The organism is Puniceibacterium sp. IMCC21224 (genome assembly GCF_001038505.1).
GTDB lineage: Bacteria > Pseudomonadota > Alphaproteobacteria > Rhodobacterales > Rhodobacteraceae > Puniceibacterium.
Genome location: NZ_LDPY01000001.1, coordinates 3,280,380 through 3,293,648 on the forward strand (window position 1 = coordinate 3,280,380; position 13,269 = coordinate 3,293,648).

The following is a 13,269-nucleotide window of genomic DNA, read 5'->3' on the forward strand; positions in this document are numbered from 1 at the left end:
GGGCTCCTTAGAAGACCGTGCAGAGCACTTCGCCGCCAACGTTGGCGCTTCGTGCTGATGCATCCGACATCACACCCTTGGATGTGCTGACAATCGACACGCCCAGGCCCTGACGGACCGTAGGAATGTCACTGACGGCCATGTAGACGCGACGCCCGGGCTTGGAAACCCGTTTGATTTCGCGAATGACAGGGGTGCCGTCAAAGTACTTGAGGCTGATCTCAATGGCCGGGTGGCCATCTTTACCAGTGGTTGCCTCGTAGCCGCGGATGTAACCTTCGTCCGCGAGCACGTCGAGGACCCAGGCGCGCAGCTTGGATGCAGGCGTCATCACCGTGGATTTGCCGCGCATCTGAGAGTTGCGGATCCGGGTGAGCATATCGCCGATAGGATCGTTCATATCATATGCTCCTTACCAGCTTGACTTGACCATGCCGGGCAACTGGCCTTTGGAGCCAAGATCGCGCAGCATGATACGGCTGATTTTCAGCTTGCGGTAATAGGCGTGCGGACGCCCCGTCAGCTGGCAGCGGTTGTGAAGGCGCGTTGCCGAGCTGTTGCGCGGCAGTGCGGCCAGTTTGAGACGCGCCTTGAAGCGGTCCTCAAACGGGATGGATTCGTCGACGGCGAGTGCTTTCAGCGCGGCGCGCTTGGCGGCGTACTTGTCCACCAGCTTCTGGCGCTTCTTCTCGCGTTCGATCATGGATTTCTTTGCCATGTCTCTGGTCCCCTCAGCTGTTGAACGGCATGTTGAAATGCTTCAACAGCGCTTTGGCTTCTGCATCGGTCTCGGAGGTCGTGCAGATCACGATGTCCATACCCCAGTTTTCGTCAACTTTATCAAAGTTGATTTCCGGGAAGACGATGTGTTCCTTGAGGCCGGTGGCATAGTTGCCGCGACCATCAAACGACTTGCCCGACACGCCGCGGAAGTCGCGGATACGGGGCATTGCCACGGTGATCAGACGGTCGAGGAATTCGTACATCCGGTCGCCACGCAGGGTCACTTTGGTCCCCAGCGGCATTTCTTCACGGACACGGAAACCAGCGATCGACTTTTTCGCCTTGGTCACAACAGCCTTCTGTCCGGCGATGGCGGACAGATCGTCCTGCGCCGACTTGGCTTTCTTGGAATCGCGAACGGCCTCGGCACCACAGCCAATGTTCAGGACAATCTTGTCCAGACGCGGGATCTGCATGTCGTTCTTGTAGCCGAACTCTTCCTTCATCTTGGCCTTGATCTCGGACCGGAAGAGCGCCTTGAGACGCGGTGTGTAATTTTCTGCATCAAGCATCGATCACGTCCCCCGTGGTCTTGGCAAAACGCACCTTCTTGTCGCCTTCGATCTTGAAGCCGACGCGGGTTGCTTTGCCGTTAGCATCAACAAGAGACAGGTTCGACAGCTGGATCGGCATCGGCTTGGAGATGCGGCCACCTTGCGAGGTCTGGCTCTGACGGGTGTGACGGATCGCCACGTTCACGCCTTCGACGACAGCCTTGCCCGATTTGGGGTCGACGGTCAGGATGGTGCCCTGAAGGCCCTTGTCCTTGCCGGCAAGGCAGATGACCTTGTCACCTTTGCGGAGTTTAGCAGCCATTACAGCACCTCCGGCGCGAGCGAGATGATCTTCATGAAGTTCTTGGCACGCAACTCGCGAACAACCGGCCCGAAGATACGGGTACCGACCGGCTCACCTGCGTTGTTCAGGATCACGGCGGCGTTGCGGTCGAAACGGATCGCGGTGCCGTCATCACGACGGACTTCTTTGGCGGTGCGTACGACGACGGCCTTACGGACGTCACCTTTCTTTACGCGGCCGCGCGGGATGGCTTCCTTGACCGAGACGACAATGATGTCGCCTACGGATGCGTACTTACGCTTGGAACCACCCAGGACCTTGATGCACTGCACCCGGCGTGCGCCGGAGTTGTCAGCTACATCCAGATTGGTCTGCATCTGGATCATGTGGTTTCTCCTGACCTTTGGGGGGCTTGGCTAGCCTTCTCCCCATGGTTTCGATCAAACCGGAAAGTTGTTCCGGAAATAGAAGATCAGCCCGCCCGCCCCGCAGATCCCGTTTCAGGGACGCCGCAAGACCGGAGGGCTGCGCAACTTATTCTGTCACAACTTCCCAGCGCTTTGTTTTGGATCGTGGCGCGCATTCGATGATGCGAACCATGTCCCCAACCTGAAACTTCTCAGCTTCGTCGTGAGCCCGGTATTTCTTGGACTTACGAATGGTTTTCTGCAGAACCGGGTGCTTAAAGCGCCGCTCGACCGAAACCGTGACGGTCTGGGCGTTGGCAGTGCTGGTCACGGTGCCGGAAAGGATACGTTTGGGCATCTGTCAGGCTCCCTTATTCTGCAGCCGCAGATGCGGCTTTCTGGTTGAGCACGGTTTTGACACGTGCTGCATCGCGACGCACTGCTTTCATGCGCGCGGTATTTTCCATCTGGCCAGTTGCCTGCTGAAACCGCAGGTTAAAGGCCTCTTTCTTGAGTGAGACGAGATCGTCGCGGAGCTGGTCCGGCGTCTTGTCATTCAGTTCCTTGGCGTTCATTTCGCCGTTCCTTTCAACATCACTGGCAGGCCCTGTGCCGATTTGCACGGGTCACCCTGATTCCAGTGGAGTCCATGATGAAGGGGCCATATAGGAGGCGCGGTTCAAGTTGGCAAGCAATTTAACCGCCCCCCGGCCCTTCGGTTCGCTTTGCGCTGAAAAATCGGTGAACTGGGTTCATCTCGAGCCAGCTATGCCGGTCTACATCGTAACGCAGCGCAACTGGATGCTGTGCCTGTGGCCCCTATTCGCCGCTGATTCGCGAGATACGCGGCCTGCGTCAGCCGAACGCGCTTTTGGCGCCACCGGACGCCTGGGTCTTGAAGATCGATGTAATGTCGGCGGCGGGTGGCAGCGGCATCCGCACGGGAACATTTTCCAGACGCGGTGTCAGACAGGGTTTGCCGGTGATGGTACGATCCTGAAGGTCGTCCCAGAACGCCCGCTGGCCCAGAGCATGGATATATGAGCTGGCCCCAAGGATCGGCCAGGCATCGGCACGGGCGACCTCAAAGAACAGGATCTTGCGGGCGCGGTCCGACACATTCGGGGCCGACCCGTGCAGCGTGCGCACGTGATGCACCGACAGTGACCCCGCCTTGCCGGTCAGCGTTACCGCCCTGTCCCGTTCGAACAGCGGATCGTCGGGGTTAATCGCACCACAGAACACGCCCCCCGCCTCATGGCTCAGGATCGGCCCCTTGTGAGTGCCCGGTATGACCAACAACGGACCGTTATCAGGCTCAACATCCTCAAGCAGCAGACCCACGGCCAGCAGATCGTCGTTGGTATGCGGGTAAAAGGCCCAGTCCTGATGCCACTCCACCGCAGCCCCGCCGCCCGGCGCCTTGGTGTTCAGCTTGGATGTAATCAGGTTGATGTCCGGCCCCAAAAGGTCGTTCAGCACCTGCGTCACGCCGGATCGGGTCAGCACCTCGTGGAATACCGGGTCACGTTTGTGCGGCAGCTTGATCCGGGTCAGGCGCGGGCTGTCGGGGCCGTGGCCCCGGTCCAGATCATAGACGTCATCGCTCTGGCTCACGCTGCGCGAGGCGTCGATCAGTGCCGCCGTGACATCCTGCATCCGCTGCAACTGATCCGGGGTCACGGCATCCTTGACCATGACATAGCCGTTTTCGGCGTAGAACGCCTTTTGGACAGACGTCAGCATCAGTCACGTCCCTTTGCTGCCTCGGCCTCCATGTCCAGACCGTTCAGGCGACCGACATGATCGGTGATCATCGGGACATAATCCCCACCATGGCCGCTGGCCTCGACCTGCGCGAAATACTGTTTGGCTGCCGCCGCCATCACCGTCATCAACCCGGCATTGTCCGCCATGGCGTTGACATAGCGCAGATCCTTGGCGGCATTTGCGATGGTGAATTTGTGAATCTCGCGGTCGCGGTCAACCGCGTAGGTCATGAAGGTGTCAAAAAAACCGTTCGTCAGGCGGCTCGACCCGATCACCTGACGGACCTTGGCGGGTGGAATGCCCACGGCGGCACCCAGCACAGTTACCTCGGCATATAGCGACGCATAGCCCATCGAGATAAAGTTCATCAGCAGCTTCATCTTGTGGCCGCTGCCTGTCGGGCCAACATGGGTGATGTTGCCCGCCCAGCAATCCAGCACCGGTTTGATCGCGGCAAAAGTTGCATCGTCGCAGCCGACCATGGCGTCCAGCGTCCCGGCCTCGGCCTCTTTGGGCGTGCGGCCCAGCGGAGCATCGACAAAGGTGCCGCCCTTGGCCGCAAGTTCCTGCGCCAGAACGGCGGTCGAGGTTGGGTCGGCTGTGGTCGTGTCAATCACGATCAACCCTTTGCGCGCCCCCGCCAGAATGCCGTCAGGCCCGCGAAAGGCGCTTTCGACCTGTGGTGAGTTGGACAGGCAAAGATGGATAATATCGCAGGTTTCGGCCATTTCACGCGAGCTGGCCACTTCGGTCGCGCCCAGACGAACCAGATTGTCCACCGGCGTGCGGTTGCGGTTGCCCTTGATCCAAAGGGGATAGCCCTTTTCCATCAAATTTTTAGCCATCCCGTGACCCATAAAGCCCACGCCGATAAAGCCTATTTTCGTCTCGCTCATGTTGCTTCCCCTCAGAGGCTTGCTGTGATGCCGCCATCCACAAAAATGGTCTGGCCGTTGACAAAATTCGACGCGGGCGCCGACAGGAAAACGCAGGCCCCCACCAGTTCTTCGACTTTTCCCCAGCGCCCGGCGGGCGTGCGTTTTTCCAGCCATGCGGAAAACTCGGGGTCCGCGACCAGCGCAGCATTGAGCGGTGTGTCGAAATAACCCGGTGCAATCGCGTTACAGTTCAGCCCGTGCCGCGCCCAGTCCGTGGCCATGCCTTTGGTCAGGTTGGCAATCGCGCCCTTGGACGCGGTGTACGGCGCGATCCCTGGCCGCGCCAGCGCGGTCTGCACCGAAGCGATGTTGATGATCCGGCCCGCGCCGCGATTGATCATGTGCCGCCCGACAGCCTGTCCGACATAGAACGCCGAATTCACATTGGTCCGCATCAGCCGGTCAAAGGCGTCCACGTCAAAATCCTCAAGCGGGCCGCGATGCTGCATCCCGGCGTTGTTCACCAGAATGTCGATGGGCCGCTGCGATTCGTAGCCATCGATCGCGGCGCGCACGGCTGCCGCATCGGTCACATCAAACACCAGCGTGTCGACGGTGGCACCTTCGCTGCGCAGCATCTCGGCGGCCTGTGTCAGCCGGTCACCATCACGCGCATTCAGAATGATGCGCGCGCCAGCCCGCGCCAGCCCGCGTGCCAACGCAAAACCGATCCCCATCGAGGAACCGGTGACAAGGGCCGTACGGCCAGTCAGATCGAACAGGTTCAAAAAACTCTCTCCCTCTTTGCAATCCCCCGCGCGGCATTGACAAAGCCCGCCGGAACCGCCTTGATAAAATGGTATACCATTCTCGTGGTGATGCAAGGACCCCCGAAAGGACCACCATGACCAAAGCGTTATTCGTTCATGCTGCCCGCGATCTGCGACTGGGTGATGTGGCCCCTGACACCCCCGGCCCCGGCCAGGTTGCCATCGCAATGCAGCGTGGCGGCATCTGTGGGTCGGATCTGCATTATTTCAACCACGGCGGTTTCGGCGCGATCCGCCTGCGCGAACCGATGATCCTGGGGCACGAAGTGTCCGGCGTTGTGTCCGGGCTGGGACAGGGGGTTGAGGGGCTGGCTCTTGGCGATCTGGTCGCTGTATCGCCCTCGCGCCCCTGTCGCAGTTGCACCGAATGCCTGCGAGGCCTGCCAAACCATTGCCTGAACATGCGGTTCTACGGCTCTGCCATGCCGTTCCCCCATATCCAGGGCGCCTTTCGCGAAGACCTGATCGCCGATGCCAGTCAGTGCAGCGTCGCCAATGGCCTGACCGCCGCACAGGCCGCCACGGCCGAACCACTGTCAGTCGCGCTGCACGCTGTCAGCCGCGCCGGGGACATGTTGGGCAAGCGGGTGCTTGTCACGGGCTGCGGCCCCATCGGGATCCTCGTGATCCTTGCCGCGCGGCGGGCTGGTGCTGCCGAGATCATCGCCACTGACATTGCGCCGAACGTGCTGGACATCGCCCGGATCGCTGGGGCCGACGTCGTGCTGGACACCGCCGCCGACCCGGATGGGTTGGCGCCCTACAGCACCGGCAAGGGCACACTGGATGTCCTCTTTGAATGCTCCGGTGCACAGGTCGCTCTGGTCGGCGGCATCGCCACGCTGCGGCCGCGTGGCCGGGTGATCCAGTTGGGCCTGTCGGGCGACATGTCGCTGCCGATGATGCAGATCACGGCGCGGGAACTGGCGATCAAGGGATCGTTTCGCTTTCACCAGGCGTTTCCGCTCGCGGTGAGAATGATGCAGCAGGGCCTGATCGACGTCGCCCCGCTGCTGACTCACAGCTTTCCGCTGGCTGACTTTGCCGAGGCCTTTGCCACCGCCAATGACCGCAGTCGCGCGATGAAAGTCCAGTTGGTGTTTGGCGCGTGATCACCTTTGCCTTTGCCGTCCTGTTTCTGATAATCACCCCCGGCCCCGGTGTGCTGTCCACGGCGGGCGTTGGCGCGGGGTATGGGTTTCGCGCCGGGTTTCGCTATCTGACCGGGCTGTTTATCGGCACCAATATCGTCGCCTTTGGCGTGATCACCGGGCTGGCCGCCGTGGTTCTGTCGGTGCCGGTGATCCGCTGGGTGCTGATGGGGGCATCGCTGCTCTATCTTCTGTACCTTGCCGCGCGGATCGCCTTTGCCGGGGCGCGTGTCGCCTTTATTGCCGCCGGTTCCGCGCCCGGCATCGGTGCGGGGCTGTTGCTGCAAGCCATCAACCCCAAGGCCTATGCCGTGAACACCACACTCTTTGCCGGCTTTCCCTATGCGCCCGACAACCTGCTGTTCGAGACCGCGACCAAGCTGCTGATCGCCAACGCCATCTGGATTCCAATCCACCTTGGCTGGCTCTGGGCGGGGGCAAGCCTGCATCGTCTGAACCTGTCGGACAGAGCCCAGCGCCGGATCAACTATGCCATGGCCGCGTCGATGCTGGCGGTGGTCATTCTGGCCCTGATCGCGGGATTGCGCCAATGATGACCCCAGCCGCACAAGAGGCACTGACTGCGCTGCTTGGCACCCGCCTTGTCACCTCGGATGCCGACCGCGCTCAGCATGGCCGCAACGAAACCCACTTCCCCGAGACACCGCCCGACGCAGTGGCCTATCCGCAGACCACCGCCGAGGTCGCGCAGATCATCTCCATTTGCGCCCGGCATGGTTGCCCCGTGACCGCCGTTGGCGCGGCCACGGGGCTTGAGGGGCAGCATCTGCCGGTTCAGGGCGGCATCAGCCTTGATATGGGACAGATGAACCGCGTCCTTGCGGTCAATGCCGAGGATCTGAATGTCGTGGTCCAGCCGGGTCTGACGCGAATTGCACTGAACACGGCGCTGCGCGACACTGGCCTGTTCTTTCCGGTCGATCCGGGCGCCGATGCCTCGCTCGGTGGGATGGCCGCGACGCGCGCCAGTGGCACCACCGCCGTGCGCTATGGCACAATGCGCGACAATGTTCTGGCGCTTGAGGCTGTCATGGCCGACGGCAGCATCATACGCACCGGCACCCGCGCCCGCAAAAGTGCGACCGGCTACGACCTGACCCATCTGCTGGTCGGATCCGAAGGCACGCTGGGCATCATCACCGAACTGACGCTGCGCCTGCAGGGCATCCCCGAAAGCACGGTTGCCGCGACCTGCCGCTTTGCGAGCGTTGAGGATGCGGTGAACTGCGTGATCCTCACCATCCAGTCCGGTCTGCCGATGGCGCGGATCGAACTGCTGGACCATATGATGGTGCGCGGCTTCAACCTCTATTCCAACGCAGGGCTGCCAGAGCAACCGCATCTTTTCCTCGAATTTCACGGCACGCCTGCCAGCACCGCCGAACAGGCCCAAAGCTTTTGTGATATCGCGGATGAATTCGGCGCGACCGGCTGGGCGCAGGCCAGCACAACCGAAGAGCGTACCGCGCTGTGGTCCATGCGGCACAAGGCGCATTACGCCAGCGCCGCGCTGGGTCAGGGCAAACGCATCTGGGCCACCGATGTCTGCGTGCCGATCTCGCAATTGGCGCAGGCGGTTGTGCAGGCGCAAGAGGATGCTGTGCGATTGGGCCTGACCAGCACCATCGTCGGCCATGTGGGCGACGGAAATTTTCACGCCGGTATCAGCGTTGATCCCGATGATCCCGACGAACTGGGCCGGGTACACCAATTCACACACGCGTTGGCCGACACCGCGTTGCGACTGGGCGGCACGGTCAGCGGCGAACATGGCATCGGCCTGGGCAAACAGGACTACATGCAGGCCGAACACGGCCCAGCCCTGCGCTATATGCGGATGATCAAGGCGGCGTTTGACCCGCTGAACATCCTCAACCCCGGCAAGCTGTTGCCGCCAGACGACACGACAGTCACGCACGACGAAAAGGGAGAGACATGAACATTCTGATCATCGGGGGCGGCGGCGTCGTCGGCCAGAAGCTGGCCCATGCGCTGGCTGCCAAAGGCACTCTACGTGGGCAACCCATCGACCGGCTGACACTGGCCGACATCAACGACCCAACACCCGTCACCGCGCCGTTTGAGGTTACGACCGCGCGCTGCGACATCGCCAGCGCCGCCTCGGTCGCCGAAGTTATCACGCAAGATACAGATGTGATCTATTTGCTGGCCGCCATTGTGTCTGCTCACGCAGAAGAGGATTTCGACGCCGGCATGTCGATCAACCTGTTCGGCACATATAACGTGTTCGAGCGCTGCCGCACGCTGGAAACCAATCCTGTCGTGGTCTTTTCCTCGTCCATCGCCATCTATGGCGGAGAGGTGCCGGACCCGCTGGGCGATCACTCCTACCCCAATCCGCAAACCTCATATGGTGGACAAAAGGCCATCGGGGAAATCCTGCTGAACGATTATTCCCGCAAGGGCTATATTGACGGGCGCGGCTTTCGCCTGCCGACCATTTCTGTCCGGCCGGGCAAACCGAACCGCGCCGCGTCCAGCTTTATGTCGTCAATCCTGCGCGAACCGTTGAACGGACAAGAGGCCGTCTGCCCGGTCGATCCGGAATTCCTGCACTATTACCTCAGTCCGCGCAAATGCGTCGAGAACCTGATCAAGGGCGCCGAACTCGACGCTGCTGATCTGGGGCAGAACCGGGTGATGCAGATGCCGGGGCGCACATGGTCCATCGCGCAACTGATCAAGGCGATGACCGCCATGACAGGCCCCGAAGCAGCCAAGCTGATCCGCTGGGATCCGCAACCCGAGATCCGGCGCATCGTATCCGGCTGGAAATGGGACATCCACGCGGACAAGGCCGAACGGCTGGGCCTGAGTGCCGACTCCAGCTTTGAGGATAACATCCGTTACTATCTGGAAGACGACAAACCGTCGGCCTGATGGCCAGAACTCCGGCCCCGGGCATTCGCGGACTGCGTACCGGGTCCGGGGTCAATCACCGGTGGAATAGTAAACCCGCAGACATGGTCGCCCCGGAACAACCGGGGCGACCGGGGTTTAGTTAACCGGCGTCAGCAACGCCGTGCCAGCCAGATGCGCCGCGATATTGTCACGCTGTAGTTTCGCCATCGCGGCGCGAGTTTCGACCGTGCCGGACCCCTGATGCGGTTGCAGTGCCACGTTGTCGAGCTTGAGGAACCTGGGATCGACCTTGGGTTCGCCAACAAAGACGTCCAGCCCCGCCCCCGCAATCGCGCCGCTTTCCAGAGCGTCCAGCAGCGCGCCTTCGTCGATGCAACTGCCGCGTGAGATGTTGATCACCACGCCGCGCGGACCCAGCGCCGCGATCACCTCTTTCGAGACGTAGTTTTCGGTCTCCGGTCCACCGACCAGCGCAACAAACAGGAAATCCACCGCCTGTGCCAGGTCCACCGGATCGGCGTGATAGGTCCAACCGGGTGTCTGCTTTTCGCTGCGGGCGTGGTAATGAATATCCATCTTGAACGCGGCCAGACGGTCGGCAATGTCGCGCCCGATCCGGCCCAGCCCCATGATGCCTGCTGTGCCACCGCTGAGCTTGCGGTTCAGCGGCACGCTGCCGACGCTCTCCCATTTGCCGTCGCGCAGCCACGTCTCGGCCTGCCGCATTTCTCGCCCCTGTTGGAGCCACATGGCAATGGCCAGATCAGCCACATCATCGTTCAGCACGTCCGGTGTGTTGGTGACACGGATACCACGTGCACTGGCGGCGGCGACGTCAATCGCGTCATACCCAACGCCGTAATTGGCGATCAGACCGATGTTCGGCAGCAGATCCATCTCAGCCGCACCAAAGGGGTGATGCCCCTTGTAGGCCACGGCGCGGAAGGCGTCGCGCAAACCTGCGTCGATCCCGGCAATATCGGCCGGTCCGGCGATCAATTGCGCGTCAAAGCTGTCCTTGAGCGGCGGGCGCTCGGCCTCGTTATAGGGACCAATGGCGAGCGTGGCAGTCATGGCGCAACTCCTGTGCAAAAATGGTATACCAGAGTTTTCGCGGCAACGCTGGCCAGAGTCAACCGCGCGTCACCGCCCCTTTGAACGCAGTCAGCGCCGCCGCCAGTTCCGGTCGATCCGCCGCGTGGTCGCTCAGGTCGCGGCCCAATACATGCGCTTCGGCGGCCTGACGAAAGCTGGTGATCCCGGCCGCCGGGCCCTGCGGGTGGCTCATGATGCCGCCGCCAGCGCATATCAGGAAATCGTCATTGCCCAGCGCGTCCGCAGACGGGCCAACCTGCCAGGCGGTCTGCCCCGACGAAAACACCGGCAATGCAGTATGCGGCACGCCATCACTGACCGGGGCCTGCACGGCCCGCGCCGACCCGGCCACAACCGAATCCGGTTCGGTGAACTTGCTTGCCAGACCGTTGACGTGCAGGTGGTCCGCCCCGGCCATGCGCCACAGTTTTTGCAGCGCAGGATAGGCAATGCCAATATCCGGCGAGCGCGACATCAATCCCCAGCCGTTGCGATGGGCATGGATCGGCAAAGGGCTTCGGTCGCGCACCGCCCGCAACCCGGCCAGTCCGACCGAATTCAGCGACACCATCGCGCAGCTTGCTCCTAGCCGTTCGAGCATCTCAAGATGCCGCCACATATCAGTCACCTCATCGGTGATGTTGAACGCATACATTGCTTTGCGCCCGGTGGTTTGTGCCGCACGGTCCAGCGCTCGCATCACCGCCTCTGCGCGATCCGCCAGCGGGCAGCCCGGACCGTTGCCCTGCAATTCATCATCTTTGATAAAGTCGATCCCGGCCAGCGCCAGATCCCCGGCCAGAGTCGCGGTTTCCTCGGCGCTCAGCCCGATGCTGGGTTTAACGATGGTGCCAATCATCGGCCCTTTGGGCACCCCCATCAGGCGACGGGTGCCAGTGATACCGAATTGCGGACCGGGATTGGCGCGCGCTACGCTGTCGGGGATATCAAGCGACACCAACCGGATGCCCGACACCTCGGCCAGCTCAAACAGGTTGCCCGCAACGGTCGCCAGAATGTTGGTCAGCGACGGACCGAAATTCGACACAGGCCAGGACAATGTCACCCGCCCACGTTCGTATTCGGTGCCAGTCAACCGGCAGGGCAAGGACGGGTGATCCGAAACGCCCGTAACCTCTACCAGCTCGACCCGTGCCGAGGACCGATCACGCAGCGCGTCCGTTTCGGTTGCCAGCCGTACAAAGGTGCCGGTCGATTGTTCCCCTGCGATGACCGCAGCCGCATGGGCCACACCCAGCGGGCTTTCAATATCATACGTCGCCTGCAAGCGTGTCATCGCGCGCCACCTCCGTCCAGTACCCAGCCAAAATAATCTATGCTGCCCATCTGCCCGCCCTTGAGCGCCAGCGCCAGTCCGTCCATCGACCCCCTGGCATGGGCACGACAGATCGCGGCGCCCGGAATTGTCGGCGCCAGCGCGGTCAGCGCGTCAATCCCCAGCACCTGGCACACATGGCCAGAAGTATCGCCGCCTGATACCACAGCGCGATCCAGCCCGCCGCGCTCGATCAGTGCCCCTAGGATGCGGCCCAGTGCCCGCCCGATGCGTTCGTTCACGGCAGTCAGCCGATCGCCCGCCGCGGCGCGCAGCCGCGCCACCGCCGGATCGTCCGGTCCCGCTGCGGTATAGATCAGGGGCACTTGCCCCCTATCCAACGCGTCCAGCCCGGCGGCGATGGTCGCACCTTCAGCCGCCAAGAGCCCGTCGCCGCAGGCCGCTGTGGCGTCCAGTGTGATTCCTTCAAATCCATTGGCGCAGGCCCAGGCGATCTGATCCGCTGCAACCGGAGACACCGACCCCGACACCACGGCCATGCCACGTGCGCGTCCGATCCCCGGCACGGGACTCTCGGGCGGCAACAGACCCTGCGCGCGGAAATACGCCACCAGCGCATAGGCCGTGCCCTGCGATCCCACGACAAAGCGGTTGGTCTCGCGATGCTCCCATAGCAGCCGCCCGGCGGCGACCTGATCTGCTGCGCTCATCTGATCTATCGTCACGCCCTGCCCCGGCACCAGCGCGGCTGCGGCCAATTTCGCATCGGCGAGTCTCTCAAGATCCAAACAGGTCAGAGCCATACCGGTCTGCGCCGCCAAATGGCGGGCGACATCCGCTTCGCCCATCGGCGTCACGGGATGACGCGCCATAACCGGGTGACGGTCCAGACGGAACACACCTGCATCGGTTCCGGCGAACAACTGCCCGAACGCCTGATACCGCCGCATCTGTGGCGCAGCGACCAGCACGGGAACCGCTCCGCCGAATCGGGCGGCACCAATCTCCATCGCCCGCCCGATTGATCCGATATGAGGCGCGGAATCGAGGGTCGAGCAGACCTTGTACTGCACCAACCCGGCACCCGTCGCCGCCAGCGTGTCAAAAAGTGGCGGCAGATGCTGATCCATCCACGCCGGCGAATAGGTCCGCGCCAGTGATGCGATGCCGATCCCGCGCACCCCCGGAAACGCCGCCAGCCTTTCGGCATCCGGCGGGCTCAGGAACAACACCGATGGCAACCCGGCAAAGGCCAGCGCCTCCATCACCGCCGCCGCGCCGGTGAAATCATCCCCAAGCCAGGCCAGGATCGGCGATTCCCCCGGCGCGCCCTGCCCAAATATTTCTGTCTGCACT

General features: G+C 62.3%; 17 protein-coding genes. 4 read left to right on the top strand and 13 right to left on the bottom strand.

The features are described 5' to 3' along the window. Positions 1 to 7: 7 nt before the first annotated feature. The 10 genes from rpsH to IMCC21224_RS15285 all read right to left on the bottom strand — a co-directional run bounded on the left by rpsH (position 8) and on the right by IMCC21224_RS15285 (position 5,424). Positions 8 to 400 (bottom strand): 30S ribosomal protein S8, encoded by a 393-nt coding sequence (gene rpsH, locus IMCC21224_RS15240; RefSeq protein WP_047996060.1) that lies wholly within the window; start codon positions 398 to 400, stop codon positions 8 to 10. Positions 401 to 412: 12 nt separating this feature from the next. Next, positions 413 to 718 (bottom strand): 30S ribosomal protein S14, encoded by a 306-nt coding sequence (rpsN, locus tag IMCC21224_RS15245; protein WP_047996061.1) that lies wholly within the window; start codon positions 716 to 718, stop codon positions 413 to 415. A gap of 13 nt (positions 719 to 731) precedes the next feature. Next, positions 732 to 1,295, bottom strand: a complete 564-nt coding sequence (rplE, locus tag IMCC21224_RS15250) for a 50S ribosomal protein L5 (protein WP_047996062.1) — start codon at positions 1,293 to 1,295, stop codon at positions 732 to 734. Next, positions 1,288 to 1,599: a 50S ribosomal protein L24 gene (gene rplX / locus IMCC21224_RS15255; RefSeq protein WP_047996063.1), complete on the bottom strand. Its 312-nt coding sequence runs from the start codon at positions 1,597 to 1,599 to the stop codon at positions 1,288 to 1,290. Before rplX ends, rplE begins: the two co-directional genes overlap by 8 nt. After that, positions 1,599 to 1,967, bottom strand: coding sequence for a 50S ribosomal protein L14 (rplN, locus tag IMCC21224_RS15260; RefSeq protein ID WP_047996064.1), 369 nt, complete (start codon positions 1,965 to 1,967; stop codon positions 1,599 to 1,601). Before rplN ends, rplX begins: the two co-directional genes overlap by 1 nt. A 148-nt stretch (positions 1,968 to 2,115) precedes the next feature. Next, complete coding sequence (rpsQ, locus tag IMCC21224_RS15265) at positions 2,116 to 2,346, bottom strand: 30S ribosomal protein S17 (protein ID WP_047996065.1); 231 nt, start codon at positions 2,344 to 2,346, stop codon at positions 2,116 to 2,118. Positions 2,347 to 2,359: 13 nt separating this feature from the next. Beyond that, the gene (gene rpmC, locus IMCC21224_RS15270) at positions 2,360 to 2,563 is read right to left on the bottom strand and encodes a 50S ribosomal protein L29 (protein WP_047996066.1); all 204 of its coding nucleotides are present in this window, start codon (positions 2,561 to 2,563) and stop codon (positions 2,360 to 2,362) included. A gap of 280 nt (positions 2,564 to 2,843) precedes the next feature. Further along, the gene (locus IMCC21224_RS15275) at positions 2,844 to 3,734 is read right to left on the bottom strand and encodes a phytanoyl-CoA dioxygenase family protein (RefSeq protein ID WP_047996067.1); all 891 of its coding nucleotides are present in this window, start codon (positions 3,732 to 3,734) and stop codon (positions 2,844 to 2,846) included. After that, on the bottom strand, positions 3,734 to 4,654 hold the full coding sequence (locus tag IMCC21224_RS15280) for an NAD(P)-dependent oxidoreductase (RefSeq protein ID WP_047996068.1): 921 nt from the start codon (positions 4,652 to 4,654) through the stop codon (positions 3,734 to 3,736). The genes IMCC21224_RS15275 and IMCC21224_RS15280 overlap by 1 nt, the downstream gene beginning before the upstream one ends. Positions 4,655 to 4,665: 11 nt before the next feature. Next, entirely contained in the window at positions 4,666 to 5,424 is a 759-nt protein-coding gene (locus tag IMCC21224_RS15285) for an SDR family oxidoreductase (protein ID WP_082135236.1), read from the bottom strand. Between the two features lie 116 nt (positions 5,425 to 5,540). Here IMCC21224_RS15285 and IMCC21224_RS15290 point away from each other — a divergent pair, with 116 nt between their 5' ends. The 4 genes from IMCC21224_RS15290 to denD are packed head-to-tail and all read left to right on the top strand — an operon-like array spanning position 5,541 to position 9,539. Next, complete coding sequence (locus IMCC21224_RS15290; protein WP_047996069.1) at positions 5,541 to 6,578, top strand: L-idonate 5-dehydrogenase; 1,038 nt, start codon at positions 5,541 to 5,543, stop codon at positions 6,576 to 6,578. Further along, entirely contained in the window at positions 6,575 to 7,171 is a 597-nt protein-coding gene (locus IMCC21224_RS15295) for a LysE family translocator (RefSeq protein WP_047996070.1), read from the top strand. Before IMCC21224_RS15290 ends, IMCC21224_RS15295 begins: the two co-directional genes overlap by 4 nt. Further along, positions 7,168 to 8,577 (top strand): FAD-binding oxidoreductase, encoded by a 1,410-nt coding sequence (locus tag IMCC21224_RS15300; RefSeq protein ID WP_369796030.1) that lies wholly within the window; start codon positions 7,168 to 7,170, stop codon positions 8,575 to 8,577. Before IMCC21224_RS15295 ends, IMCC21224_RS15300 begins: the two co-directional genes overlap by 4 nt. Continuing rightward, positions 8,574 to 9,539, top strand: coding sequence for a D-erythronate dehydrogenase (gene denD / locus IMCC21224_RS15305; RefSeq protein ID WP_047996071.1), 966 nt, complete (start codon positions 8,574 to 8,576; stop codon positions 9,537 to 9,539). Before IMCC21224_RS15300 ends, denD begins: the two co-directional genes overlap by 4 nt. A 117-nt stretch (positions 9,540 to 9,656) precedes the next feature. Here the strand turns inward: denD and IMCC21224_RS15310 are convergent, their stop codons facing one another. Genes IMCC21224_RS15310 through IMCC21224_RS15320 form a run of 3 tightly spaced genes read right to left on the bottom strand, consistent with a single transcriptional unit; the run spans position 9,657 to position 13,268 of the window. Then, positions 9,657 to 10,595 carry a 2-hydroxyacid dehydrogenase gene (locus IMCC21224_RS15310; RefSeq protein ID WP_047996072.1) on the bottom strand — a complete coding sequence of 313 codons (939 nt, stop codon included), beginning with the start codon at positions 10,593 to 10,595 and terminating at the stop codon, positions 9,657 to 9,659. Positions 10,596 to 10,653: 58 nt separating this feature from the next. Continuing rightward, positions 10,654 to 11,913, bottom strand: a complete 1,260-nt coding sequence (locus tag IMCC21224_RS15315) for a ribulose-bisphosphate carboxylase large subunit family protein (protein WP_047996073.1) — start codon at positions 11,911 to 11,913, stop codon at positions 10,654 to 10,656. Beyond that, positions 11,910 to 13,268, bottom strand: a complete 1,359-nt coding sequence (locus IMCC21224_RS15320; protein WP_231582098.1) for a four-carbon acid sugar kinase family protein — start codon at positions 13,266 to 13,268, stop codon at positions 11,910 to 11,912. Before IMCC21224_RS15320 ends, IMCC21224_RS15315 begins: the two co-directional genes overlap by 4 nt. Position 13,269 lies beyond the last annotated feature (1 nt).